This window comes from Streptomyces aurantiogriseus (genome assembly GCF_014649375.1).
GTDB lineage: Bacteria > Actinomycetota > Actinomycetes > Streptomycetales > Streptomycetaceae > Streptomyces > Streptomyces aurantiogriseus.
In genome coordinates this window covers 43208-67838 of record NZ_BMSX01000032.1, presented here as the reverse complement: position 1 = coordinate 67838, position 24631 = coordinate 43208, and the positions used below count along the sequence as shown (strand labels likewise).

Sequence of the window (24631 nt, the reverse complement as noted above, 5' to 3'; positions counted from 1 at the left end):
CTGCGGCGGGGCCGCCCGCGGGGCGGTGACGGCCGCGCCCTGGACCTCGTCGACCGCCTGTCCTCCGACCGAGTGACATCCGATGTGGGACAGCGAAGGTCCTGCGTCCGGCTCGGCACCCTGGCCCCACGGCGAACACGCGCGCTCCCCCGCCCGGGTTCCCCTCCCCCCGGCCTTCCCTCAGGAGGACAAGGATGTCTCCCCGTCCCCGCACCGCCGCGGTCGGTCTCGGTGCCATGGGCCTGCCCATGGCCCGGCGACCGGCCGGTGCACGCCCCGTCGTCGTCCACGGCACAACCACCGGACGGCGCGCGCCGTCCCCGAAGCAGTCGGCGGGAGGGCGAGGATGAGCGACGACACGCTCCTGGTCATCGCGGTCGCCGGTGTCGCGGCCCTGCTCCTGCTCATCCTCAGGGCAAAGGTCCAGCCCTTCGTCGCCCTCGTCGTCGTCAGTGTCGGCGTCGCGCTGGCCGCGGGCGTGCCGGCGGCCGATGTCGTGAAGACCGTGGAGGAGGGCATGGGGGCCACGCTGGGCCACATCGCGACCATCATCGCCCTGGGCGCGATGATCGGCCGCATCATCGAAGTCTCCGGCGGAGCCCACGCGTTCGCGCACGCCCTCATCGACAGGTTCGGCGGCAAGCGCACCCCGCTGGCACTGACGGTCGCCGGTTTCGTCCTCGGCATCCCGGTGTTCTTCGAGGTCGGGCTGATCATCCTGATGCCCATCGCGTACGGCGTGGCCCGCGCCTCCCGCAGGCCGCTGCTGGTGTACGCGCTGCCGATGGGCGCCGCGATGCTCACCGTGCACGCCTTCCTGCCGCCGCACCCCGGAGCGGTGGCCGCCGTCGAGGCGATCGGCGCCAGTCAGGGGCTCGTCCTGCTGATGGGCATCCCGCTCACCGCGGTCGTCGTCCTGATGGGCCACCTCGTCGCACGCCGCCTCACTCGCCGCGCGTACCCGATGGATCCCGCCGTGTACGCCGAGGTGTACGGCGACCAGGAGCCGGGCCCGGACGGCGGGGGCACCGGCACTGCAGGCACCAATGACGCCGCGCCGGACCTCACCGCGTCGCCCGCTGCCGTCGGCGACGGTCACCGTACCGCCGTCCTCTCCAGACCGGCCGCCACGGCCACCGGGATCCGGCCGCCGTCGCTCGGCATGGTGCTGACGCTGATCGTCACCCCGATCCTGCTGATCCTCCTGGGCACCCTCGGCCAGAACCTGCTCGCCGACGGCTCCCCGCTCCGCGCCGTCCTCACGGTCCTCGGTGCCCCGATGGTGGCCCTGCTGATCGACCTCGCCCTGTGCGCGTACTTCCTGGGTGCCCGGCGCGGCTGGAGCCGTGCGCACCTCGCCGAGGTGATGGGCTCGGCGCTGCCCTCCGTCGCGATGGTGATCCTGGTGGCCGGCGCGGGTGGTGTCCTCGGCAAGGTGCTGATCGCCGGCGGCATCGGCGACGCGGTGGCCGACGTGCTGGAGCGGAGCGGGCTGCCCGCCCTGGCGCTGGCCTTCGTGACGGCGCTGGCGCTGCGCGCCGCCCTGGGCTCGACGACCGTGGCGCTGATCACCACGGCCGGCATCCTCACCCCGCTGCTGCAACGCGCCGAGCTGTCGACCGGTCAGCTGTCGCTGGTGGCGCTGGCGATGGGCGCGGGCGGTCTGGCCGTCTCGCACATCAACGACGCCGGCTACTGGATGTTCACCAGGCTCGTCGGCCTCGACGTCCCGACCGGTCTGCGGACGTGGACCGTCCTGACCACCGCCATGGGGCTGATGGGCTTCGCGCTCACGGCCTGCCTGTGGCCGTTGGTCTGAGCCGTCGGCCGTACGCCCCCTCCGGCTCGACATCGGCTGCCGCTGCGGACGTCACCCGCTCCCCGAGGCCTTCTTGATCGCTTCGCGGATCCGGGAGTACGTACCGCAGCGGCACACGTTCTCGATGCGGTCGATGTCGGCGTCGGTCGGCCGGTCCGTCCTCTTCAGCAGGGCCACCGCGGCCATGATCTGGCCCGGCTGGCAGAAGCCGCACTGCGCGACGTCGCAGTCGAGCCAGGCCTGCTGCACCGGGTGCAGCGTGTCGCCGTCGGCCAGGCCTTCGATCGTGGTGATCTCGCGGTCCGCGCAGTCCGCGACCGGGACGACACAGGGCTGGATCTCCTCGCCGTCGAGATGACTCGTGCAGGCGCGGCAGACGCCGACACCGCAGCCGTACTTGGGTCCGGTGATGTGCAGCAGGTCCCGCAGCACCCACAGCAGGGGCATGTCGGCCGGTGCCTCGACGGTGACCTGTCTGCCGTTGAGGACGAAGGAGTAGGAGGGCATCAGCACCTTCTCGGAGGTCGAGATGTCAGAAGTCGGGGTCTCAGAAAGTCGGGGTCGCAGAAAGTCGCGGTCTCAGAGAAGTCGCGGTCTCAGAAGTCGAGGGGGAAGCGGCGGGGCTTGGTACCGGTGGCCCGCGCGTAGGCGTTGGCGACGGCGCCGGCCGCGGCCGGGACGCCGAGTTCGCCCGCCCCGCCCGGCTCCCCTCGGGAGGGCAGGATGTGCGCCTCGAAGTGCAGGGGGGCGTGTCGCTGCCGGGCGTAGCGGAAGTCGGCGTAGCTGCTCTCCCGGACGGCGCCCCGGTCGATGTGGAGGCCGGCCTGGAGGACGGTGGAGATGCCGTCGATCGCGGTGCCCATGAGCTGGGCCTCGAGTCCGCTCGGATTGACGGCGGTGCCGACGTCGGCCGCCATCACCACCTTGGTCACCCGGGGGTTCTTCGGGTCGGTGGCGTCGATCTCGACCAGGCAGGCCACACAGGAGCCGTACTCCTCGTGGACGGCGACACCCTGCGCCTGCCCCGTCGGCAGGGTCCGGCCCCAGTCTCCGGCGGCCGCGGCCTTGTCGAGCACGGCTCTGACGGCCTTGTTCCTGAGCGTGGTACGCCGGAAGGCGACGGGGTCCTGGCCCAGGCTCCGGGCCACCTCGTCGACGACGATCTCCTCGGCGGTCCGCATCGTCCCGGAGTCCACCGACCGCCAGGCGCCGAGGGGGATCGCCAGCTCGACCGAGCCCGAGTCCTCGGAGACAGGGCCGAAGTTGTACAGCCCGCTGTCGCTGGGCAGCGGGGCGGCAGCGCGTACGGCGGCCGGGGTCACCCCGCCCTGGGCGGACAGTCGCTGCCCCTCGTACGACTCGCTCACGGAGGCCATCATGTGGGTGAACGCGACCACCCTGCCCCGGGCGTGGCTGGCGCGGATCCGGTGGTGGCTGGCCGGGCGCATCCTGCCGTGCCGGATGTCGTCGGCGCGGCTCCACATCAGTTTGACCGGCCGGCGCGCGGCTTTCGAGATGAGGGCCGCCTCGATCGCGGCGTCGTGGTTCAGCCGCCGGCCGAAGGAGCCGCCGCCGCGCAGGACATGGACCCTCACCTTCGACGAGGGCAGCCCGACCGCCGAGGCGATGGTGTCCCGCGCGTCCATCGGCGTCTGGGAGGAGAACCAGATCTCCGCACGACCGGCCCGCACGTCCGCCACCGCGGTCAGCACCTCCATCGGCGCGTGGCTGACGAAGGCGAACTCGAACTCGCCCTCCACCTGCGCCGATCCGCGCGGCGGGGCGGCCGGCACGGGGACGGCGGCCCGCAGTCGCGAGCGGATCGCGGCGTCGGAGAGCGACGCCAGGGGGCCCGGCGCCCAGGTGATCCGGAGGGCGTCCCGGGCCTGGAACGCGTGGTGGAAGGTCTCCGCCACCACGGCGACCCCGCCGGCGACCTTGACGACGGCGTGGACGCCCGGCATCGCGCGGGCCGCCCGGTCGTCGACGGCCACGACCTTGCCCCCGAGCGTCGGCGGCCGCGCCACCACGGTCGGCTTGGCCCCGGCGACCGTCAGGTCCCCGGCGTACGTGGCCTTGCCGGTGACGATGTCCCGGGCGTCGATCCGGGTCGTCGGCCGCCCGATCACCCGGTGCCGGGACGCCGGCTTGGGCCTGCTCGACACGGCCGGCCGGTCGATCCGGGCGGCGCTCGCCGTCAGTGACCCGAAGGTGGCTGTACGCCCGTCCGGCGCGATCACCCTCGTGCCCCAGGTGCGCAGGGTCCACGCAGGCAGGCGCCAGCGCCGGGCGGCCGCGGTCACCAGCTTGGCGCGGGCCATGGCGGCCAGCTCGCGGGCCGGACCGTACAGCGAACGGACCGAGCTCGAACCGCCGGTGAACTGGTTGCCCTCGGTGCGGGCGTCGGCCAGGGGGATGTCGACATCGGCGAGCCGGGCGTCCAGCTCCTCCGCGATCATCATCGCGACCGCGGTGGTGACACCCTGGCCGACCTCGACGCGCGGCAGCCGCACGACGACCCTGTTGGCCTCGGTGACTTCGAGGACGAGCATCTCCTCGTCCGCGCCGCTCACCAGAACGTCGGACGGTCTCCGAGCGGCCTCGGCGCCTTCCGCGGACGATGCGTCGCAGCCGATGGGGGCCGCGACGGTCAGGGTGGACGCCGCGAGCGAGTACACCATGAACCTACGGCGGGACAGCTGACGCGCCATCAGGCCCTCCTCTCCGAGTTCCCTGTTCGGTTCGACTGGTATGAGGGGTCAACGCTCTTCAGGGTTGCGTGCGGGAGCAAGGAGCGTGGCGACCGCGCCCTGGAATCAGGCACCGCGTCCGCCGGGGAGACACCTTCAGGCCTGGGCGCTGTCCTGCACATCCTCCAGGCGCATGAGGGTGTCCCGGGCCGCCTCCCGCTCCTCGCCGGTGAGGCGGACCGCCGCGGCCTGCGCGAGCGCAGACGCAGCCGTCTCGTCGTCACCGAGGCGCCCGGCGACATCCGCCCGCAGCACGAGGAGTTGCAGCAGTTGCACGCGCGTCGGCCTTTCGTCCGCGAGGCCCAGCGCGCGGTCGATGACCTTGGCGGCGCCGGCCGGGTCCTCCTTCGAGTCCGCGAGGAGGGAGGCGTGGTGCAGGGCCTTCGCGAAGGTCTCCTGGGGTGCGGGCCGGTGGTGCAGGTCCTCACTCGTCTGCTGTCCTACGCGGACGCAGTTGCCGCCGGGATCGGTCATCAGGAACTGCCGTACACCGTAGGACATGTCCTTCAGCGGTCCGATGCGTGGCAGTCCTCGGGTCGGGATCCTCCCGTAGGCGGCCTTGAGCCCGGCCCGGAACGCCTCGTAGAGGCCGTCGACGTCATCGGTCAGGACGTAGCACGTGCTGACCGACTCGGCCGGCTCGTACCGCTTCACCCCGAAGAACTGCAGCTCGATGCCGCCCCGTTGCACCACGGCGTACGGGTTGGGGCTCCGCTGCTGGAAGGTCACCTCGAACCCGAGGGCGGTGTAGAAGTCGAGCACCGGTTGGAGAGTCCTGCACGGCAGGATCGGAATGGTCTTCTCACCCATACCCCCACTCTAGTCAAAGTTGACTAGAGTGGGGTGGTCTTCGGACTCCCAGCGCTTGGGGCCCATGCGCTGCATGGGCCCCATGGTGTTACGACGCGTTCGGGGCCGCGGTCGGGCCGATGCCCCGGAGCTGCTGGATCGTCCCGCCGAGCTTGGCGCGGAACTGCTCCAGCATCTCCGGCTCCTTCGCGCTGACGACCCACCGCGAGCCGACCAGGTACTTGCCCCCGTAGACGGCGGCGGAGTCCAGCCAGGCCTGCTTGTACTTCTCCTCGGGGAAGGTGGTGATGAGGTAGTCGACCTTCTCCGTGTGGCAGAGGCCCTGGCGCAGTTCGTCCGCGTCGATCCGGATCTTGGGCTTGCAGCCCGTCAGACCGGCGATCACCTCGACCTTCGCCGGTGCCACGACACCGGCCGCGGGGGCGGCGGAGATCTTCGCCGGATCGCTGTTCATCGCAACGTCTTCCTCACCGCCGCTGCAGGCCGCGACCAGGGGCAACAGGGCCAGGCTCGCGACGAGCGCGGCGCCGCGTATCCGGCGGGTGGTGGGCAGGGTCCGGCCGATGCGTCCTCGCTGCGACTGGTGTGGCACGTGCCTCTCCGTATCCGGTCCAAGATGCCTGCCCGCAGGGGGCGGAGGCGTACGACTACGACAAGGGGTACGGGCGAACGGCAGTTGCTGTTCAGCCGTCATGTCGCCGGAGGCCCGCGGGGCAGCCGGGTGCCTCGGCCCGAGTCGCGTGAGGTCCCGTCACGGGGCGCTGCGTCGCCGTGCCTCCCGTGACCGTCGGCGGTACCGGCCGCCGGCCGCGATCGCCATGACAGCCGCGGACGCTGCCGTCAGGGACAGCCACGGCGGTGCGGGCCCGGAGGCGGTGACCGTCCGCAGCGCGGTGGTGAGGAGCCAGCCGCTCGTCGCACCGAGGGCGAGAACGACCGCCGTGTCGACGCGGGCGAGGGGACCGGACACGGGCGGGGGCGCGGCGCGGCCCGCCGCCACGCGGGAGGCGGCCAGGGGCAGGGCCAGGGCGAGGACGGAGAGGAAGGCGATGAGCGGCGCCTGCAGGTAACCGGGCGCCGGCACGCGGTAGGACAGTGCCTGTACGGCCGCCAGTCCCATCAGCAGCGCCCCGAGGAACGCCGTCTGCAGCAGGGCCAGCCGCTGCTCCCGCCGGTGGAGCCGGCTGACGATCGTCGTCTCGGTGATCCGGACGGTCTCGCTCACCTGCTCCCGGAGATCGCTCAGATAGGCGCTGTCGTCCTCCACCATGCGGCGGAAGCGGGCGCCCGCGCGGCGGTCGGCGTCGAAGAGGGAGTACGGCCTGACCTCGGCGGGCAGGGCGACGGCCTCTTCCATGGAGTGCAGCGCGATCTCGACGGTGCGCAGCGCCGAACGCCGCAGGGTCAGGGTGCGGACCAGACCGGTCTCGCCGACCTGAAGGTTCTTCAACAGGGCCTGGGACCGGAGCAGTTCCTCGAAGAGCGCGGCGGACTCGTGCTCGATGAACTGCCGGTGCAGCCCGGCGAGTTGGTCGCACTGCGCGGTCAGCCGGTGCCGGAGTTCGCCGATGTCGCGGCCTTCGAGATAGGCGGCCATCTGACGGCGCATCTTCCCCGCGTGGACCAGGTAGCGCACGAACGGCGCCGGCGTGTACCGGTCGGCGGGCTGCCAGAGCCACTCGTCCAGCGAGCCCTCCGCCTCCGTGGCCGCGAGCACGGCGATACGGCGGTCCCGTGCCGGAACCCGGCCTCGCCCACCCGGGTCGGTGTGCCAGACCAGCGCTCCCTCGGCCGTGCGCTGCCATCGCCGCTGCCAAGGGCCGTCCCGTAGGCCGGGGATGTCCCGGGCCAGCAGGGCGGCGGCAGCCGTGGCGGCCTCTTCGGACGCCAGGGCGCCGTCTTCGTCCCGGGTTCCGGCGGACGGGGAGGTCACGGCGTCAGCGAGTGCCGTGTGGACGTGGTGCAGGCCGAGCAGCCGTTCGGAGGGGACCGGTCCCAGGTGTTCCGACCACCGCCTGTCCAGGTCCGCCCAGCTGTCGGTCTCGTCCTCGCCGGGGGCCAGCAGGGCCGAGAACACCAGCACGTCGTGCTCGACGAACAGGAACGCCTGGTACACGGAGGGCTTGGCGGCGTCCGGTGCCCGGGGTCGTTCGCGGGCCCGTATCAACCGCGTCCCGCCGTCGCGGGTGCGGGCGATTTCCTCGGCGAGCTCCTCCCGGGTCGGGAAGGAGGCGTCGAGGTGCCGGCGCGTCAGCGGGGCGCGCATGGCGAAGCGCTCGCAGTTCTCCCAGAGCCGCCGGATCGCGTCGACGGCCCGCGGGTCCTCGGGGTCGGCGACGGCCAGGACGAGGAGTGCCCGGCTGTGCAGCACGAGACCGGTCACCGGGTCAGTCACCGGGGCCGGGGCCGGATTCCGGGGCGTACTGCGCCGTACCGGGCGGGTGGGCGGACACGTCCTTGATGAAGGTGTCGACGAGCGCGAGGGTCTCCGCAGGGGCCTCCGTGAGTTCCTCGGGTTCGGGTTCCCCGGTCAGGGCGGGCCGGGCCATGCGTGGGGACGTGAGCTCCAGCAGGCGCCCGTAGGAGTCCTGGGCCTCGGCGAGCGCCCCTTCCGCGAAGGCGGACTTCAGACTGCGGATCTCCTCGTCCACGCGGGACCAGGACCCGGCGCGCAGCAGGTCCCACTCCTCCGGAGCGCTCAGATGGGCGAGGACCGCCGCGTGCAGTGCGCCCCAGGCGGCGGACGGGTCGTCGTCGGTCAAGGCAGGGCTCCTTCGGGGACTTCACCGGCTTCGGGGACGTCGGGGGATTCCGGGACGGCGGGCCGCGTCGGCCCGAGGTGGACGTACGTGGCCCAGAGCTGAGGCTCACGCGGGACGAGCTGCCGGACGCCGCGTACGGCGTCGTGGAGGGCCAGCGCGGGGTCGATCCGTTCCAGGGCGCGGGGGCCCGCGGTCCCCGGGGTGAACAGACGCCGGGCGATGCCCGCCGCGATGTGGTCGCGTGCGGGCATGAGCGAGCTCAGTACATGGGGGAAGCCGGCGACCTGGAACGCCGTCCCCAGATGGGCGACCTCGTTGACGAACCGGTGGCCCGCGAAGCCGCCGTGGCAGGTGAGCAGCAGGCAGCCGATCCTGCCGCTGCCGAAGCGGCGCGCCCTGATCTCGGCGACACTGAGCGGCCTGTCGTGGAGCAGGAGTTCGGAGCCGCTGGGATTGTCCGCGTCGGCGTCGGTGTGCGCGGTGATGACGGCCCAGGCGTTGCGGCCGAGCTCCGCTGCCACCCGGCTCGCTTCGGCTGCCTCGTCGACGAGGGGCCGGACGCCGTACGCCTCGGCGATGCCGACGGCCGCCCGGCCGGTGGCCCGCAGGCGGCGCTGTTGTGGTGTGTTCTCCATCGCGACGACGGTGATCGACCCGGCGTCCGTACCCGCGCTCTCGGCCGCCCGCCGATGTGCCTGGCGCAGCATGCGCAGCGTGGGAGTGTACGAGGAGACGATCCGGTCGATCGCGCACGCACCGGTGTCGGGGTCGAGCGCCGCGTGCAGGGGCAGCAGGGTCAGGCGGCCGGTCGGACACCAGTGGAGCCGGGGCCAGCACGACGTCCGCGGCGTCGCCGGGTCCCCGTGTCCGAGACGGTCCAGGACGGGCCCGACGACATGCCGCCACAACCACGTCCGGACCTCCGCGAGGCGGGCGGTGCGACCGGCCTCGTCGCCGTCCCACCACCGGGCCGCCTGCTCGTCCACCTCCTGCGGCGTGAGTCCCGGCAGCGGCACCACCTCGACGTGGTCCTTGCCGTTCCTCGTCCGCACGATCAGGGCGTCGGAGCGGTGGCCGCTGACATTGATCAGCACTGTGGGGTCGGGATCAGGGCCCACCGCCGTGCCCGTCGCTGCGGGCCGGCGGAAGGACTCGAAGCCGGGGAGCCCGCGGACGCGCGCGAGTACGTCGGCGTACCCCGCGCGCTCGGTGTGCTGCTCGTCGTCGTCCGAGCCGTCGGTGTTCCCGGGCAGTCCGGCCTCGTACCGTCGGCGGTCCTCGGCCCGGAGGTCCTCCGCCAGGCGCGGGTGGGCGCGGTCGAGGGCGTCCATGTCCCAGTCGTCGGCCATCTGGGCGAGGAGGATCCCGCGGCCTTCCTCCAGCCGCTCCACCGCTGCCTCGGTCCGGCCGGCTTCGAGCGCGGCCGCGGCGGCGTCGGTGACCAGGTCCTCGAAGAGGGTCAGCACATGCTCGCGGTCGGTGGGTTCCAGGTGGGTCCGGCTCATGGCCCCGCGGATCTCCAGGGCCTTGCGGTAGGCCGCCTCGGAGGCCGGCCAGTCCTCCTCCTCCGCGGCGAGCCGCCCCCAGGCCCGGGCGGCGGTCAGCCGTACCTTCAGATGTCCGGCGGGGGACGAGACCACCTCCTCCAGAAGGCCGGCGGCCTCGCGCCGCAAGGGCCGCGGATCCTCGGCGATCTCGGCCTTGTACTGCAGCGAGTTCGCCGCGTTGACGCGGAAGACGACACCGTCGGGGGTGTCCGGCCGGCTCGCCTCGACGCAGGCCCGCCCGACGGCGATCGCCTCGTCGAGGTCCTGGCGCCGGCGGGACGTGTCGTAGCGCATGCGCAGGGCGTTGGTGAGCACCGTCATGAAGCGGAGCCGGCCACGGCTGCCGGGCGTGCCGATCCGCACCGCCTCGTGGGCGGCGTCGACCGCCTTGGACAGCTCGGCGTCCGAGTCCGGGTCCACGAGCCGCTGCGCATCGGCGTAGTTGGACAGAGACGCGGCGTGGTACGCGGTGCCCTTCGCGTTCTTCACCGCCCGGGTGAAGGCCTCGACCGCGGCGGCGATGTCGGAAGGGGCGCCGAAACGCTCGTACCGGCGCAGCAGCGTCGCACCGAGCGTGGTCGCCGCCAGATGGCGCAGCCACAGGTCCTCGGCCGTACTCAGGCAGGCGTCGGCGAGCTCGGCTTCCGCGACCGCCGCCTGGACCAGGGTGGAGTCACCGACGCGGGTCAGGCGTGCCTGGAGGGCCTGCGCGAGGACGAGGCGGTAGCGGGCGCGCAGCAGCGGATCGTTGTCGGGACGCAGAAGCATCTCGCGGAAGATCTCCACGCCGAGGTCGCGACGGCCGTCGAGGTTCAGCTCGGCGGCGAGGAGCACGGCGTTCCCCAGATCGCTCAGGACGTCGTCCTGGTCGGGTCCGTGCCGTGTCACCGGGTGATCGGCCAGGAAGCACAGGGTACGCAGGAAGGCTTCCAGCAGCTGCCGGTCGTGATGGTGGTGGAGCTCCGCGACGAGGACGTAGAGGTGGGACCGCAGGGCCGTCACCACATCGGCTTCCGGGGCCGGTGAGGGATCCGGTGACGGCGCGCGCGAGGCCCGGACGGAGGCGACGTCCGACAGGGCGGCCGCGGGGATCTTGGAGCCGGTCCGGTCGCCGAGGGCGGCGAAGCACCAGGACGCGGCCACCCGGTCGTGAGGGTGGCCGTCGTCGTCGGCGCGTCCGAGGTACCGGTACCAGTGGAAGAGACCCAGCAGGTGGAGTGCCGCCGCCGGCTCCGGCGCCGGCGGATCGTCTGCGGTGGGAGCCGGCCGGTCGTCCGTCGGGGACGAGGGGATCCCCGGCAGTCCGGTCAGGACCGTCCGGGCCAGTTCGGTGGCCGCGGCGAGCGCGTCGGGGGTGGCGAGAGCGTCGGCGTTCTCGGCGGCCAGGGCAGCGTCGAGGCGTTGCCGGAACGCTGCTGCGAGATCCGATGCGGTCAACACGCTCTCCTGTACCGGGTGGAGATGAAGCGGGGTCGGCGACGAGCGGACCGTCCCGGGGGGCGGTCCGACGAGAAGCGAACCACCGCGGCCTCCCCGCGCGCAGGGGCGCACGGCGTCGCACGCCCGGCGCGTGGTCGCACCGGCGGGCCGGCAGCCGGGGGCGTGCGCGCCGCCCCCGGCCCGGGGTCGGGCAGGCGCAGAAGACCCGCCGTACTTCCCGGACGGCGCCGGAGGCCACCTCCTGCTCCCCCAACTCCCGCTGGGAGACCCGCGAAAGGCCTGCCACGAGGCGGTCCGTGCGCCGTACAGCCACCTGCGCTCTTCGGTGGGTGCCACTTCGCCGAATCCTTCCTTCGAGCGACCCATGCAGCAATCGGCCCAGCCGAATGCGCAGGTCACGCCCGGGCTGGCTAGGGCTTGGAGGTGACCACTCCCCTTTCAAGGAGCACCACATGAGCCTTGATTCCCCTGACGCCATGGCGACGGAGATCCGGTCGACGACCGCCCAGCGGATAGTGCCCCGGTCCGGGCAGACCGCCGACTGCGTACTCCCCGAGCCCCCGGACGACAGGGAGAAGTACTCCTACGTCAGACGTCACCTCTGGGTACTTACGGCGGCCTCGCTCATCAGCATGAGCTGTCTTGTCTTCAGCCAGTTCAAACTGGTCCAGTCCTCGCCGTGGCTGATCGTCCTGTTGCCGTGCCTGGGCTTCACCGTCCTCTACTACGTCACCTCGATGCGAGTGAACGCCTTCACCGCCGACTTCGATCTGAAGGCCCACCGTCAACTGGTCCATGGCTGGCGGCCGACGGTGTACCCCACGGTCGCGGTCTTCTTGCCGGTGTGCGGTGAGCCCGTCGACGTGCTGGTGAACACCTGGACGCATGTGCGCCGGCTCGCCGACCGTTACCCCGGCAGGGCCACCCCGTACGTACTCGACGACTCCGCCAACCCGGAGCTCGCCGCCCTGGCCGAGAAGTTCGGCTTCGTCTACGGGACCCGGCCCAACCGGGGCTGGTTCAAGAAGGCCGGCAACCTGCACTACGGGCTGGGCATCTCCGACGAGCAGTACATCCTCATCCTCGATGCCGACTTCGCCCCCCGGGCGGACCTGCTGGAGGAACTGCTGCCGTACATGGAGCGTGACCCGAAGATCGGCATCGTCCAGTCACCGCAGTACTTCCGCGTGCTCGGCCGGCAGACCTGGATCGAGCGCGGTGCGGGTTCCGTCCAGGAGCTGTTCTACCGGGCGGTCCAGGTGTCCCGTCAGCGCCATGGCGGCGCGATCTGTGTGGGGAGCTGCGCCGTGTACCGGCGGACGGCTCTCGAGGCCAACGGCGGTACCACGCTGATCGAGCACTCGGAGGACGTGCACACGGGCTTCGACCTGCGGCGTCTGGGCTGGACCCTGCGCTATGTGCCGATCCCTCTCGCCACCGGCAACTGTCCTGACAACGTGAACGCGTTCTACCACCAGCAGTACCGCTGGTGCTCGGGTTCCATGAGCCTGCTGGGAAGCAAGAAGTTTTGGGACACGAAGCTCAGGCTGACGACCCGGCTCTGCTACATTTCCGGCTTCTTCTACTACCTCCACACGGCACTGTTCACCTTCGTGGCACCGCTGATCCCGATCGTCCTGCTGGTGGCCATGCCCGAGAAGCTGAAGGTGGAGTACCTGCTGCTGGTCCTTCCCAGCGTCATCTACACAGTGCTGATCTTCCCGTGGTGGCACAGGTGCCGTTATCGGCTCGAGGCATGGGCCGTGCGCCTGATGTACGGCTGGGCGCACCTGTTCGCCATCTGGGACATCGTGCGCGGCAGACGCCAGTCCTGGCGGCCGACCGGCTCGGCGTCCGCGGGCCGGAGCACGAACAGGCGCTTCTGGATCGGTGTCTGGGTCTGGAACGGCGGAACGGCGCTCGTGTGGGTGAGCGCCGCGACCTGGCGCGCGCTGACCCTGTATCCGCCGGATTTCAGCCTGGTGCTGGCCTGCGGTGTGTTCTACGCAGCGATCGTCGGCCGCGTCCTCATCCCGCCGCGGGAGACCGCCAAGGCACGCGTTCCCGCCGCCGCACGAAGAAAGCTGATGGAGCCCGCGGAGAATCTCGGGGGACTGTGAAACGCAAAGAGGTCCTCAGAGCCCGGACGGGGGCTCTGAGGACCTCTTTCCACCGCTGGAACGACGACTACCTGGCGCCCGAGGTCACTTGAGCTCGACCTGGAGCACCCTGTCCGCGTTCTTGCCGGCCTTGTCGGTCGTGATCCACAGCTTGTTCTGGCCCGGGACCTTCACGACGTCCCGCAGTCGGCCGAAGCCCTTGGTGTAGTACGCGACCGGTGTGCCGGCGTGGGTGCCGCCGACCGGGACGCGCCACAGCCGCTGTCCGCGCAGCGAGGCGAGGTACAGGGCGCCGTCGGCGTGGGCCAGGCCGCTCGGTACGGCCTCGGCGGGACGCCACTTCCGCTCGGGGTCGACCAGACCGGCTCGGGAGCAGGTCCCCTCGCAGGTGGGCCAGCCGTAGTTCTTGCCGGGCCTGATGAGGTTCAGCTCGTCGTACGCGCTGTTGCCGATCTCGGTCTCCCACAGGCGGCCTCGCGCGTCCCAGGCGAGGCCTTCCGGGTTGCGGTGGCCGTAGGAGTAGATGAGGGTGCCGAAGGGGTTGCCCGGCGCCGGCTTGCCGTCCTTGGTCATGCGCAGGATCTTGCCGTTGAGGGAGTTCCTGTTCTGCGCGTAACTGCCCTTGTTGGCGTCGCCGGTGGTGACGTAGAGGAAGCCGTCGGGGCCGAACTTGATACGGCCGCCGTTGTGCAGGCCTCTCTTGATGCCGGTGACGAGTTTCTTGTAGCCGGTGAGCTTCGCACCGTCGTAGGTCATCCGGGCGATCCGGATGCCGTCCTTGGCCGCGTGGTAGACGAAGACGTGATGGTCCTGGCGCCAGTTGGGTGAGACCGCCATTCCGAGCAGCGCGTCCCCGCGGTTGAAAGCGGCGCTCCGCACTTGGGCGGCGACATCGGTCCTGGCGCCGGACCGGGTGACCTTGAAGACCTTGAGCGAGTCCCGCTCGTTGATCAGCGCCGTACCGTCCGGCAGCCAGGTCACACTCCAGGGGTTGTTCCATCCGGACGAGACGGTCTTGATTCCTGAGGGGGTCTCGGCGACGGAACCGGACGGGACCTGCGCCGCGTTGCCGGTCGTCGTCAGCGGAACCAGCAGTCCTGCTCCGGCGGCCAGGGCTGCCGCGGCGCGGACCGTGACTCTCCGCGAGGGCATGAGGGTGTCCATGGTCCTCAGCCCCTGATCCGTGCCCGGATCCACGCACCGCTGCGCGTGAGAGCGTCGGTGCGGGCGAAGGTGCCGTCGCGGCAGGTGCCCTTCTTGAAGACCGAGTGTTCCCGGTCGTCGTCGGAGAGGCTCCAGTTCGTCCAGCTGATCTTCTTCCTCGCCATCAGGTCGACCCATTTCTGGGCGGTGGGGAAGTCGCTGCCGTACCCCGTCCACGACGCGATGCCCCACTCGGTGACGAACACCGGGAGTTTGGCCGAGGCACGGTCCAGGATCTGCATGTATCCCTCCGCCGCTACGCGCGCGTAGAAGTGGAAGGTGTACATGATGTTCTTCGCGGCCACGGGATTGTTCACGACCGTCCGCTCATTGGAACCCTCGGACGCGCTGAACGTGGCCCAGCCGGGTGTCGGGACGAGGACCACGCTGTCGGGATCCTGGGAGCGGATCACGGGAATGATCTTCTCCGAGTACCTCTTGATGGTCGGCCAGTTCACCCCGTGGGGCTCGTTGGCGATCTCGTAGATCACGTTGTTCCGCTGCTTGTGCCGTTGAGCGATCTCCTTGAAGAACTTCTTCGCGTTCTCGAAGTCCTTGTTCGGGTCGCCCGGGTTGACCATGTGCCAGTCGACGACGACGTACAGGCCGCGGGCGCTCGCCCGCTCGATCATCCGGTGGACCAGGTCGGTGTACTTCTTCGGATTCGTCTCGTACCCGCCCTGCCGCGCGTACGTCGCGACGCGCACGACGCTCGCCTTCCAGTCGTGCGCCAGGACGTCCATGGCGCGGTCGCTCAGGCAATGAGCGAACCACTGCGTCCCGTGCGAACTCAGACCTCGCAACTGAACCGGTTTTCCGGATTCGGAGCACAGCTGCGTACCGCAGACGCGGATTTTTCCGTATTTCTTGACCGGCGTGATGGCCTTGGCCGCCGGCGGGATTTCCTGCGCGTGCGCCGTGGTCGCGGACAGAAGGCCCAGCGCCGCCGCCAGAGCCAGTGAACTTCGGGCGGCCCAACGGTTGCGGGAAGTCAGTGAGCGCACCTCTTCCTCCAATTCCGTGAGATGGTGTGCTGCCCAGCAAATCTGACGAAAAAATCGTCATAAGTAATGCGGCGCCGACGTGCTTCGTCCGAGGAACGGGCAAGGTTCACTCCCTTGGGCCACGGTCACCCGCCCGAGGGGCCCCGGCCTGGGGCGATCTGCGGTGCGGTTCCCCCGCACGCCGTGCGCGCACGGCGTCCGACAGCCCGGAGAAGACCTCCGTCGGCGTCCGCACACGTGACCCGCGGTCGATCAGCGTCAATACTTCCGAGAGCAGCGTGCGACCCTTCGGGCCGCACGTCGGACCCGCCTGACGACCAGTCTCACCAGGAGGAACCCATGAAGATGCTCATCAACGTCCCGGAAACCGTGGTCGCGGACGCCCTGCGCGGTATGGCCGCCGCTCATCCGGAACTGGCCGTTGATGTCGAGAACCGGGTGATCGTGCGGCGGGACGCCCCGGTGGCCGGGAAGGTGGGGCTGGTGTCGGGGGGTGGGTCCGGGCACGAGCCGTTGCACGGGGGGTTCGTGGGGCCCGGGATGCTCTCGGCGGCCTGTCCGGGGGAGGTTTTCACCTCTCCCGTACCCGATCAGATGGTGCGGGCGGCGGCCGCTGTCGACAGCGGCGCGGGGGTGCTGTTCGTCGTGAAGAACTACACCGGCGACGTCCTCAACTTCGACATGGCGGCCGAACTCGCCGAGGACGAGGACATCCGGATCGCGAAGGTGCTGGTGAACGACGACGTCGCCGTGACCGACAGTCTGTACACCGCTGGGCGCCGCGGTACCGGCGCGACACTGTTCGTGGAGAAGATCGCGGGGGCGGCGGCCGAGGAGGGGCAGCCCCTGGAGCAGGTCGAGGCGATCGCACGGCAGGTCAACGAGAACGCGCGCAGCTTCGGGGTCGCGCTCAGCGCGTGCACCACGCCCGCCAAGGGCAGCCCGACCTTCGACCTGCCCGCCGGTGAGCTGGAGCTGGGTATCGGCATCCACGGCGAGCCGGGGCGGGAGCGGCGGGCCATGATGACGTCCGGCGAGATCGCGGACTTCGCGGTGCACGCCCTCCTGGAGGACATGTCGCCGCGCAATCCCGTCCTCGTGCTGGTCAACGGCATGGGCGGGACACCGCTGTTGGAGCTGTACGGCTTCAACGCCGAGGTGCAGCGGGTGCTGGCCGAGCGGGGGGTGGCCGTCGCCCGCACGCTCGTCGGCAACTACGTGACGTCCCTCGACATGGCCGGCGCCTCGGTGACCCTGTGTCAGATCGACGAGGAGCTGCTGCGGCTGTGGGACGCGCCGGTGAAGACGCCCGGGCTGCGGTGGGGCATGTGACACGGGGGCGTACGCACCGCGCCCGACGTATCGACCAGGCAAGGAGTTCCAGTGCTCGACGCCGATTTCTTCCACCGCTGGATGGCGGCGACCGCCGCGTCCGTCGACCGTGAGGCGGAACGGCTCACCGCCCTCGACTCGCCCATCGGGGACGCCGACCACGGCAGCAACCTCCAGCGCGGGTTCACCGCCGTGAGCGCCGCCCTGGAGGAGGAGGCGCCCGCGACGCCCGGCGCCGTCCTAGTCCTCGCCGGACGCCGGCTCATCTCCACCGTCGGCGGGGCGTCGGGGCCCCTGTACGGCACGCTGCTGCGGCGGACCGGGAAGGCGCTCGGGGACGCGGCCGAGGTGAGCGAGGAGCAGCTCGCTCAGGCGCTGCGCGAGGGCGTGGACGCGGTGATGCAGCTCGGCGGGGCCGCGCCGGGCGACAAGACGATGATCGACGCGCTGGTGCCCGCCGTGGACGCCCTGGGCGACGGGTTCGGCGCGGCGCGGACCGCCGCCGAGCAGGGGGCCCTCGCCACGACACCCCTGCAGGCCCGCAAGGGCCGGGCGAGCTATCTGGGCGAGCGCAGCATCGGGCACCAGGACCCGGGTGCCACCTCGTCGGCACTGCTCGTCGCGGGCCTCGCGGAGGCCGCCGGTGAGTGACGACAGGCCGGTCGGGATCGTGCTCGTGTCGCACAGCGCGCAGGTCGCGGCCTCGGTCGCCGAGTTGGCGCGAGGGCTCGCGGGGGGCGGGACCGCCGTTCCCGTCGCTGCGGCGGGTGGCACGGAGGCGGGCGGGCTCGGGACGAGCGCGGAGCTCATCGCCGCGGCTGCCGCCTCGGTGGACCGGGGTGCCGGCGTCGCCGTCCTCGCCGACCTCGGCAGTGCCGTGCTCACCGTGAAGGCACTGCTCTCCGAAGGCGACGAACTGCCCGAGGGCACCCGGCTCGTGGACGCGCCGTTCGTGGAGGGCGCGGTGGCCGCGGTCGTCACGGCGGCGACGGGAGCCGGCCTCGACGCGGTGGAGGCGGCGGCCGCGGAGGCGTACAGCTACCGAAAGGTGTGACCGCCGCTCGGTCCCGAGAAGACGTGACCCGACCCCGGACAAGCCCCACCGACACCCCGCACGGAGCGGTGGAGGCGTTCGCTCGCGGCCGTGCGGTCCCGGCTCAGGTCAGGCCGTGCGACGCGATGGTGAGGGCCGAGCGGAGGGCCTCCGCCGGCTCGGCCCTCGCCGTCGCGGCGTCCGCGCGGATGTCGGCGGCGCCTCGGGTGCAGTGCTCGACGGCGGCGCGCAGGGCCGCGTTGAACATGGCCGCCTGGATTGTCGGCCGCAGGTCGTCGTACGGCAGCCCGGCCCGGTCGGGCCGTCGCAGTCGATGTCCATGTCGGCCGTCCAGAAGACCGCTTGCTCGGTGCCGCAGACCGGGACCGTGGCGGGCCGGCCGGCATCGGTGCGGTAGCGGCCGCGGGAGACGGGGGCGCAGTCCCGCACCCGGGCCAGCAGGTCGGCGGCGCGTATGGAGCCCTCGTACCGCGGGACCGGCTCCCGTGGGTCGTCGGGGAAGGCGGTCGCGGCGAGCAGGGCAAGGCCGGCCGCGGCCGGTGTCAGGTACTGGGCACGCACGATGAGGAAACCTCTCGTGGGGGGACAGGGACGAGCACCCGGCCCAATCTGGTGCGGGTCGCATTCCCGGACCACCCTGAGGGGGCCGTACGGTCCCCTTCTGACAGTGCGACAGGGGCCGGGGACCGGCGCGCGTGTCGGCGCCGGCCGCCCGGCCGCCCCGCAGGCGCGGAATCAGCGACGACAGCGGTCCGCGCCACCGGCATGAACTCCCGAGCCCTCAAGGAGAGTTCAGCCGTGAGGAGCCTCAGCATACGAAACTCCCCGGACCACACACCAACACCGGGGCCCCACCGTGCGGCCCTCTTGATGTGCTCACGTCGACACGCCATATTGGTCCGGACCATTACCGTCGTGCCGGGCCGGGAGGCGAAGCCGTGCGACGCGTCGTGCTGTGCGGAGGGGTGCTGGCGGTGTGCTGTGGATGCGCGGGGCCGGCCGGCGGGGACGAGGGGCGGGCACCGGGCGCGCCCACCGGGGTCACCGCGGAGGCGGGGAGCGCGACCAGCGTGCACGTGATGTGGAACGCGGTCCCCGGGGTCAGCGGGTACGAGGTCTTCCGGGACACCGCGAAGGTCGCGGAGGTGTCCGCCTCCGCGCACATGCTGGACGTCACCCGCCTGACGCCGTCCACCACGTACGTCTTCACCGTCCGCGCCCGCGACGGGGAGGGCCGGCTCGGTCCGCGCAGCCGGGAGGTACGGGCGACGACTCTGGCGGCACTCGCGGCGGACCGCTCGGCCCCGACCCGGCCGGGCGGCGCCGACGGCCGGGCCGCCGGGAGCCGGGCGGTCCAGCTGTCCTGGTCGGCGTCCACCGACGACCGGAAGGTGGTGTCGTACGACGTCTACCAGGGCGGGACGAAGATCCACAGCGTCGGCGGGGGACAGACGGCGACGGTGGTCACGGGGCTGCGGCCGGGCACCCGGTACTCCTTCACCGTCCGGGCGCGGGACGCGGCCGACAACCTCTCGCCCGCCAGCACGCCGGTACGCCTCGCCACCGCGCCCGGCGCCGACGAGGGGCGGGACACCGCACCGACGGGGTTCCGGGCGACGACCCGGCAGGCCGACGGGGCGTACTACATCGACCTGGCCTGGGTGCCGCCACGGGTGGACGGCGTGGTCACGGAGTACCAGATCCAGCTCGACGGGCAGCCGGCCACCTCGCTCGCATGGGGCGGGGCTCCCCCGCGCGAGAAGGCCTCGTACAGCTTCTACGTGGGCCGGGAGGCCGGTGTCGGCCATCGGGTGCGGCTGCGGGCGCGGCTGCCGGACGGGACGTGGGGCGCGTACTCGGTGGAGAGGGCGGTGACGACGGGCGTCCGGCCGTGACGCGCCCGCCGGGCGGATGGGGCCGTTCGGGGGAACGCGTCACCTGAACGGCGGCGGCCGGAGTGCAGGGCGCCCCAGGGGCGCGTTGGCTGCCCCTGAGGCAGCACGGGCGTACCCGATCCTCGGCGGCGCAAGGGATGTACCGCCAACCGTGCCGCCGCCGGAGGACATCCGATGCGCACTTCCCGTCTTCTCGTCCGTACCGGACTGACCGTGGCAGCCGCCGCCGCGCTGCCGCTCGCCGTGACGGCCCAGCCGGCCGCCGCCCGGGTCTCGGGCATCTCGGTGAGCACGACCGGCTCCACGGTGTCCGTGGTGACCAGCTCGTGTGCCCAGATCAACGGCATCTGGGGCTCGGCGTCCCTGCTCAGCAGCGGCCAGACGAGCTTCTCCCAGGGGCGCCAGGTGGCGCTGTCCGGCACGACCATCAGCCAGTCCGCCGCCTGGTCGGGCGTCAGCCCGGGCACGTACACGGTGGTCGTCGTCTGCTCGAACGGCAGCACCGCCGGCACCCAGTCGGTGATCGTGTCCACTGCGTCCACCCCGACGATCTCCGCGACGTCCTCGCCCACGCGCGGGGTCATGGGCGGCGTGGGCGGAGCGGTCCGCGACCACGGCACGGTCACCCTGGCTGTCGGCGGCGTCCTGGTGGGCTCGGGCGTCATCGGCGCGGTCTGGTTCCTGCGCCGCCGCTCGAAGCCGTACCGGTTCTAGGACGCCTGTTCGGCCGGCTCGGGCAGTTCCTCCAGGGCCTCGGTGAGCCACTGGATCCAGAACGTCTCGAGTTCGATGCCCGCGCGCAGGACCAGGTGCTGCAGCCTGGCCTGCGCGCTGTCGTTGCCGGGCGGGAAGTCGCGCTTCTCGATCTCCTCGTACTCCGCCAACTGGCGCCGGTGCAGGTCGAGATGGCGGCGCAGGTCGGTCTCGAGTCCGGCGGTGCCGACGACGGCGGCGGCGCGCAGCCGCAGCAGCAGCGCGTCGCGGTGCGGCTTGGGGTCCTGCGCCGCGGCCGTCCACCGCTGCAGTTCGGCGCGGCCCGCGGGCAGGACCTCGTAGCTCTTCCTCTGCCCGCGGGCGGGCTGCTCCGTCGGCAGGGCGCGGATGAAGCCCTCGGCCTCCAGTTTTCCCAGCTCGCGGTAGATCTGCTGGTGCGTCGCCGACCAGAAGTAGCCGATCGACTTGTCGAACCGGCGGGTCAGATCCAGCCCCGACGACGGCTTCTCGAGCAGAGCGGTGAGGATCGCGTGCGGGAGTGACATGGCCTCATCCTAGGGACGCGCCCGACGGGCCTACAGCGCCGCCGCCAGCTCCGTGCCCTGCTGGACGGCCCGCTTGGCGTCCAGTTCGGCGGCCACGTCGGCGCCGCCGATGAGGTGCGCGCTCACCCCGGCGGCGACCAGCTCCTCGTACAGGCCCCGGCGCGGTTCCTGGCCGGTGCACAGCACGATGGTGTCGACCTCCAGGACCGTGCTCTGCTCGCCGACGGTGATGTGCAGTCCGGCGTCGTCGATGCGGTCGTAGCGCACGCCCGGGACCATCGTCACGCCCCGGTGCTTGAGCTCGGTGCGGTGGATCCAGCCCGTGGTCTTGCCGAGACCGGCGCCCACCTTGCTGGTCTTGCGCTGGAGCAGATGGACGGTGCGCGGCGGGGCGGGCCGCTCGGGCGCGGCGAGGCCACCGGGTGCCGCGTAGTCCATGTCGACGCCCCAGTGGCGGAAGTACGTGGCCGGGTCCTCGCTCGCCTTGTCGCCGCCGTCGGTGAGGAACTCGGCGACGTCGAAGCCGATACCGCCGGCGCCGAGGATCGCGACGCGGTCGCCGACGGGGGCGCCGTCGCGCAGGACGTCCAGATAGCCGACGACGCTCGGGTGGTCCACGCCGGGGATGTCGGGGGTGCGGGGGGTGACGCCGGTGGCGACGACGACCTCGTCGTAGCCCTCCAGGTCACCTGCCGCTGCGGGCGTGTTCAGCCGTACGTCCACGCTGTGGGCGTCCAGCTGGTGGCGGAAGTAGCGCAGCGTCTCGTCGAACTCCTGCTTGCCGGGGACCTTGCGGGCGACGTTGAGCTGGCCGCCGATCTCGCTCGCGGCGTCGAACAGGGTGACCTCGTGGCCGCGTTCGGCCGCGCTGACGGCACACGCGAGGCCCGCCGGGCCCGCGCCCACGACCGCCACCCGCTTGCGCAGACGCGTCGGGGAGAGGACCAGCTCGGTCTCGTGGCAGGCGCGCGGGTTGACCAGGCAGGAGGTGATCTTGCCGCTGAAGGTGTGGTCGAGGCAGGCCTGGTTGCAGCCGATGCAGGTGTTGATGGCCTCGGGCGTGCCGGCGGCGGCCTTGTTGACGAACTCGGGGTCGGCGAGCATCGGGCGGGCCATCGACACCATGTCCGCGCTGCCGTCGGCGAGCAACTGCTCGGCGAGTTCGGGGGTGTTGATGCGGTTGGTGGTGACGAGCGGCAGGGAGACCGCGCCCATGAGCTTCTTCGTCACCCAGGTGTAGGCACCGCGCGGCACGGACGTGGCGATGGTGGGGATGCGGGCCTCGTGCCAGCCGATGCCGGTGTTGATGATCGTGGCTCCGGCGGCCTCGACGGCCTTCGCGAGGGTGACGACCTCGTCCAGCGTCGAGCCGCCGGGCACGAGGTCCAGCATCGACAGCCGGTAGATGACGATGAAGTCCTCGCCGACCGCCTCGCGCACCCGCCGCACGATCTCCACGGGGAAGCGCATTCGGTTCTCGTACGAGCCGCCCCAGCGGTCGGTGCGGTGGTTGGTCGCGGCGGCGATGAACTCGTTGATGAGGTAGCCCTCGGAGCCCATGATCTCCACACCGTCGTAGCCGGCCTGCCGGGCGAGGCGGGCGGTGCGGGCGTAGTCGTCGATGGTGCGCTCGACGTCGGCGTCGGTCAGCTCGCGGGGCGGGTAGGGGCTGATCGGCGCCTGGAGGGGGCTGGGGGCGACCAGGTCGCGGTGGTAGGCGTAGCGGCCGAAGTGCAGGATCTGCATCGCGATCCGGCCGCCCTCGCGGTGCACGGCCTCAGTGATCGTCCGGTGCTGCTCCGCCTCCGCGTCGGTGGTGAGCTTGGCGCCGCCCTCGTACGGCCGGCCCTCGTCGTTGGGGGCGATGCCGCCGGTGACGATCAGACCCACTCCCCCGCGCGCGCGGGCGGCGTAGAACTCCGCCATGCGGGCGAAGCCGCCCTCGGCCTCCTCCAGGCCGACGTGCATCGAGCCCATGAGGACGCGGTTGGGCAGCGTGGTGAAGCCGAGGTCCAGCGGGCTCAGCAGGTGGGGGTAACGGCTCATGGCAGGCCTCCGTGCGCGGTGTCGTCCCCTGTAGTTCTAGAGGCCGCGCACGGATTATGCAACTAGTTGCACAATGAGCGGGAGGGTCTGTGCCGCAGGTCACCGGCTTTCGAGCAGGACGTGCAGTTCCTTCTCCTGGTCCCCGGAGGCCGAAGAGAGGTCGCGCACCGCGAACAGCGAGTCCAGCGTCTTGCGGAGCCGGTCGATCGCCCAGTAGCCACCCTGCGCGTCGGCCTCGACGGAGGACGAGAGCCGGGCGGGAGGCGGGCACGCGTGGGCGTCGGTGACCTCGAAGGTGCCGAGCCACACCATCGGGCGGGTCTCGTGGAGCTGCTCGGGCACGTCCTCGGCGCAGCGGTCGGACTCGAAGCACGTGCACAGCGCGTCGAACACGATCCGGGCGTCCTCCTTGCTGCATCCGCTGATCTCGACGGAGACGGACTCCTCGTGCGGTCGCTCACGGTCCATCGTGATCGCTCCTCTCATGGCGGTGGCGCGGTACCGCGGGTTCCCCGCGAACCGCGCCACATCCCAAGAAAAGCACCACTTTCCGGGCGGGACCAGCGACAGGATCAGCGCGGAATCAGCTCCGCGTGAAGCGGTACGTCTTGCTGTCCGTCAGCACACAGAAGCCGGGCGAGATGACGATCACCCGCAGGGTTCCGGTACGGCGGTCGTAGTCGATGCCCTCCGTCTCGAAGGTGCCCGAGCAGGAGCTGCGCAGCGGGAGCTGGCGCAGGGCGGTGACGTGGCCGGTCACGTCGGAGGTGCCGTTCGGCTCGGCGGACAGGTCGATCCGCAGGAGGGGCTTGGTGATGCCGAACAGGGTGCCCGCGGGGTCGTCGGAGGAGCACAGGAGGGTGGTCGGGCCGGTGAAGTCGCAGCCCTGGACGTCGCGTACGGCGCGGTCGAGGCGGACAGTGGAGGCCTGCGGCAGGTTCGCCGAGGGCGAGGTGCTCGGGTTGACGCCGGGGGTCGGGAAGACGAGCAGCCGGGTCATGGTGCCCCACTCACCCGACAGCATCCACTGACCGCCGGGCGCGATCGCCACCCAGGAGTTGTTGAGGGCCTCGCCGGAGCTGAGCGCGTGGACGTACTCCGACCAGGCACCGCCGGGTGCCTGCACCCGGAACATCTTCGAGGTGCCCGAGTCCCGCTGGTAGGGCTCGACGTAGTAGCCGTCGTAGGAGGCGTCGGGGTCGCCGACGTGGTTCCAGCCGCGGGTGCTCACGCCGAGAGGGATGGTGCCGATGCCCGTGTAGCGGTTGGCGCTGTTCACCGGGACCTCGACCGAGGTCAGGCCCTGGCTCTCGGTCAGCGGGTCGGCGCGGTCGGAGCCGACCTCCGTCCAGGTGTCGGCGGCCGCGGCGGGCGGGGCGGCGCTGAGGGCGGCGACGGTCGCGGTGGCCAGCGCGACCAGGGCGGCGCGGACGGTACGGACCACGTGACGGCGTCGCCGGGCAGGGCGCAGGGGCATGGATCTCCTCGGTCGGGGGGTGGGTGCGCGCTCGGCCGACAGTGTGGCCAACTTCGGTGGTCATGTACAGACCAATTCCATGGACGGGCGCGGACCGTGAGGAGAACGGCGGG

At 71.7% G+C, this 24631-nt stretch carries 21 protein-coding genes; 7 read left to right on the top strand and 14 right to left on the bottom strand.

All coding sequences use genetic code 11. From position 1 onward, the window contains the following. Positions 1-346 precede the first annotated feature (346 nt). Positions 347-1819, top strand: a complete 1473-nt coding sequence (locus tag IE263_RS42575) for a GntT/GntP/DsdX family permease (protein WP_189943494.1) — start codon at positions 347-349, stop codon at positions 1817-1819. 51 nt (positions 1820-1870) lie between these two features. Here IE263_RS42575 and IE263_RS42570 read toward each other — a convergent pair whose 3' ends face one another. The 7 genes from IE263_RS42570 to IE263_RS42540 all read right to left on the bottom strand — a co-directional run bounded on the left by IE263_RS42570 (position 1871) and on the right by IE263_RS42540 (position 11125). Then, on the bottom strand, positions 1871-2326 hold the full coding sequence (locus IE263_RS42570) for a (2Fe-2S)-binding protein (protein ID WP_189943493.1): 456 nt from the start codon (positions 2324-2326) through the stop codon (positions 1871-1873). An 89-nt stretch (positions 2327-2415) separates the two neighbouring features. Beyond that, complete coding sequence (locus tag IE263_RS42565; RefSeq protein ID WP_189943519.1) at positions 2416-4500, bottom strand: xanthine dehydrogenase family protein molybdopterin-binding subunit; 2085 nt, start codon at positions 4498-4500, stop codon at positions 2416-2418. Between the two features lie 165 nt (positions 4501-4665). Next, positions 4666-5379 carry a bleomycin resistance protein gene (locus IE263_RS42560; protein WP_189943492.1) on the bottom strand — a complete coding sequence of 238 codons (714 nt, stop codon included), beginning with the start codon at positions 5377-5379 and terminating at the stop codon, positions 4666-4668. Positions 5380-5467: 88 nt separating this feature from the next. Continuing rightward, positions 5468-5971 carry a hypothetical protein gene (locus IE263_RS42555; RefSeq protein ID WP_229911471.1) on the bottom strand — a complete coding sequence of 168 codons (504 nt, stop codon included), beginning with the start codon at positions 5969-5971 and terminating at the stop codon, positions 5468-5470. Positions 5972-6130: 159 nt separating this feature from the next. Then, positions 6131-7762 (bottom strand): CATRA conflict system CASPASE/TPR repeat-associated protein, encoded by a 1632-nt coding sequence (locus IE263_RS42550; RefSeq protein ID WP_189943491.1) that lies wholly within the window; start codon positions 7760-7762, stop codon positions 6131-6133. Positions 7763-7766: 4 nt separating this feature from the next. Then, positions 7767-8141 carry a hypothetical protein gene (locus IE263_RS42545; protein ID WP_189943490.1) on the bottom strand — a complete coding sequence of 125 codons (375 nt, stop codon included), beginning with the start codon at positions 8139-8141 and terminating at the stop codon, positions 7767-7769. Further along, positions 8138-11125 carry a CHAT domain-containing protein gene (locus tag IE263_RS42540; RefSeq protein ID WP_189943489.1) on the bottom strand — a complete coding sequence of 996 codons (2988 nt, stop codon included), beginning with the start codon at positions 11123-11125 and terminating at the stop codon, positions 8138-8140. Before IE263_RS42540 ends, IE263_RS42545 begins: the two co-directional genes overlap by 4 nt. Before the next feature lie 455 nt (positions 11126-11580). Here IE263_RS42540 and IE263_RS42535 point away from each other — a divergent pair, with 455 nt between their 5' ends. Beyond that, entirely contained in the window at positions 11581-13248 is a 1668-nt protein-coding gene (locus IE263_RS42535) for a glycosyltransferase family 2 protein (protein ID WP_373312269.1), read from the top strand. 84 nt (positions 13249-13332) lie between these two features. Here the strand turns inward: IE263_RS42535 and IE263_RS42530 are convergent, their stop codons facing one another. Both IE263_RS42530 and IE263_RS42525 read right to left on the bottom strand, forming a co-directional pair. After that, entirely contained in the window at positions 13333-14400 is a 1068-nt protein-coding gene (locus IE263_RS42530; RefSeq protein WP_189943488.1) for a PQQ-dependent sugar dehydrogenase, read from the bottom strand. Positions 14401-14417: 17 nt separating this feature from the next. Then, positions 14418-15455, bottom strand: coding sequence for a glycoside hydrolase family 5 protein (locus IE263_RS42525; protein WP_229911470.1), 1038 nt, complete (start codon positions 15453-15455; stop codon positions 14418-14420). A gap of 339 nt (positions 15456-15794) precedes the next feature. Here IE263_RS42525 and dhaK point away from each other — a divergent pair, with 339 nt between their 5' ends. The 3 genes from dhaK to IE263_RS42510 are packed head-to-tail and all read left to right on the top strand — an operon-like array spanning position 15795 to position 17841. Then, a complete protein-coding gene (dhaK, locus tag IE263_RS42520) occupies positions 15795-16787 on the top strand; it encodes a dihydroxyacetone kinase subunit DhaK (RefSeq protein WP_189943487.1) in 993 nt (330 codons plus the stop codon). Positions 16788-16838: 51 nt separating this feature from the next. Next, positions 16839-17438: a dihydroxyacetone kinase subunit DhaL gene (dhaL, locus tag IE263_RS42515; protein ID WP_189943486.1), complete on the top strand. Its 600-nt coding sequence runs from the start codon at positions 16839-16841 to the stop codon at positions 17436-17438. After that, complete coding sequence (locus IE263_RS42510; protein WP_189943485.1) at positions 17431-17841, top strand: PTS-dependent dihydroxyacetone kinase phosphotransferase subunit DhaM; 411 nt, start codon at positions 17431-17433, stop codon at positions 17839-17841. Before dhaL ends, IE263_RS42510 begins: the two co-directional genes overlap by 8 nt. Before the next feature lie 103 nt (positions 17842-17944). Here IE263_RS42510 and IE263_RS42505 read toward each other — a convergent pair whose 3' ends face one another. Next, complete coding sequence (locus IE263_RS42505) at positions 17945-18088, bottom strand: hypothetical protein (protein WP_189943484.1); 144 nt, start codon at positions 18086-18088, stop codon at positions 17945-17947. A gap of 691 nt (positions 18089-18779) precedes the next feature. Here IE263_RS42505 and IE263_RS42500 point away from each other — a divergent pair. Together IE263_RS42500 and IE263_RS42495 are read left to right on the top strand one after the other, a co-directional pair. Then, positions 18780-19736 carry a fibronectin type III domain-containing protein gene (locus tag IE263_RS42500; protein WP_189943483.1) on the top strand — a complete coding sequence of 319 codons (957 nt, stop codon included), beginning with the start codon at positions 18780-18782 and terminating at the stop codon, positions 19734-19736. A gap of 174 nt (positions 19737-19910) precedes the next feature. Beyond that, positions 19911-20450 carry a hypothetical protein gene (locus IE263_RS42495; protein ID WP_189943482.1) on the top strand — a complete coding sequence of 180 codons (540 nt, stop codon included), beginning with the start codon at positions 19911-19913 and terminating at the stop codon, positions 20448-20450. Here the strand turns inward: IE263_RS42495 and IE263_RS42490 are convergent. The 4 genes from IE263_RS42490 to IE263_RS42475 all read right to left on the bottom strand — a co-directional run bounded on the left by IE263_RS42490 (position 20447) and on the right by IE263_RS42475 (position 24518). Then, complete coding sequence (locus tag IE263_RS42490) at positions 20447-20995, bottom strand: PadR family transcriptional regulator (protein WP_189943481.1); 549 nt, start codon at positions 20993-20995, stop codon at positions 20447-20449. The genes IE263_RS42495 and IE263_RS42490 overlap by 4 nt on opposite strands. Positions 20996-21025: 30 nt before the next feature. Then, positions 21026-23041 (bottom strand): FAD-dependent oxidoreductase, encoded by a 2016-nt coding sequence (locus IE263_RS42485; RefSeq protein WP_189943480.1) that lies wholly within the window; start codon positions 23039-23041, stop codon positions 21026-21028. Positions 23042-23140: 99 nt separating this feature from the next. Further along, positions 23141-23509, bottom strand: coding sequence for a hypothetical protein (locus tag IE263_RS42480; RefSeq protein ID WP_189943479.1), 369 nt, complete (start codon positions 23507-23509; stop codon positions 23141-23143). 115 nt (positions 23510-23624) lie between these two features. Next, positions 23625-24518, bottom strand: coding sequence for a hypothetical protein (locus tag IE263_RS42475; RefSeq protein ID WP_189943478.1), 894 nt, complete (start codon positions 24516-24518; stop codon positions 23625-23627). Positions 24519-24631 lie beyond the last annotated feature (113 nt).

Excerpts from the sequence above, each read along its gene's own strand:
- IE263_RS42575 (WP_189943494.1), top strand. The coding sequence starts at position 347 with ATGAGCGACGACACGCTCCTGGTCATCGCGGTCGCCGGTGTCGCGGCC.
- IE263_RS42570 (WP_189943493.1), bottom strand. The coding sequence starts at position 2,326 with ATGCCCTCCTACTCCTTCGTCCTCAACGGCAGACAGGTCACCGTCGAG.
- IE263_RS42565 (WP_189943519.1), bottom strand. The coding sequence starts at position 4,500 with ATGGTGTACTCGCTCGCGGCGTCCACCCTGACCGTCGCGGCCCCCATC.
- IE263_RS42560 (WP_189943492.1), bottom strand. The coding sequence starts at position 5,379 with ATGGGTGAGAAGACCATTCCGATCCTGCCGTGCAGGACTCTCCAACCG.
- IE263_RS42535 (WP_373312269.1), top strand. The coding sequence starts at position 11,581 with ATGAGCCTTGATTCCCCTGACGCCATGGCGACGGAGATCCGGTCGACG.
- IE263_RS42530 (WP_189943488.1), bottom strand. The coding sequence starts at position 14,400 with ATGCCCTCGCGGAGAGTCACGGTCCGCGCCGCGGCAGCCCTGGCCGCC.
- dhaK (WP_189943487.1), top strand. The coding sequence starts at position 15,795 with ATGAAGATGCTCATCAACGTCCCGGAAACCGTGGTCGCGGACGCCCTG.
- IE263_RS42505 (WP_189943484.1), bottom strand. The coding sequence starts at position 18,088 with ATGTTCAACGCGGCCCTGCGCGCCGCCGTCGAGCACTGCACCCGAGGC.
- IE263_RS42495 (WP_189943482.1), top strand. The coding sequence starts at position 19,911 with ATGCGCACTTCCCGTCTTCTCGTCCGTACCGGACTGACCGTGGCAGCC.
- IE263_RS42490 (WP_189943481.1), bottom strand. The coding sequence starts at position 20,995 with ATGTCACTCCCGCACGCGATCCTCACCGCTCTGCTCGAGAAGCCGTCG.
- IE263_RS42485 (WP_189943480.1), bottom strand. The coding sequence starts at position 23,041 with ATGAGCCGTTACCCCCACCTGCTGAGCCCGCTGGACCTCGGCTTCACC.
- IE263_RS42480 (WP_189943479.1), bottom strand. The coding sequence starts at position 23,509 with ATGGACCGTGAGCGACCGCACGAGGAGTCCGTCTCCGTCGAGATCAGC.
- IE263_RS42475 (WP_189943478.1), bottom strand. The coding sequence starts at position 24,518 with ATGCCCCTGCGCCCTGCCCGGCGACGCCGTCACGTGGTCCGTACCGTC.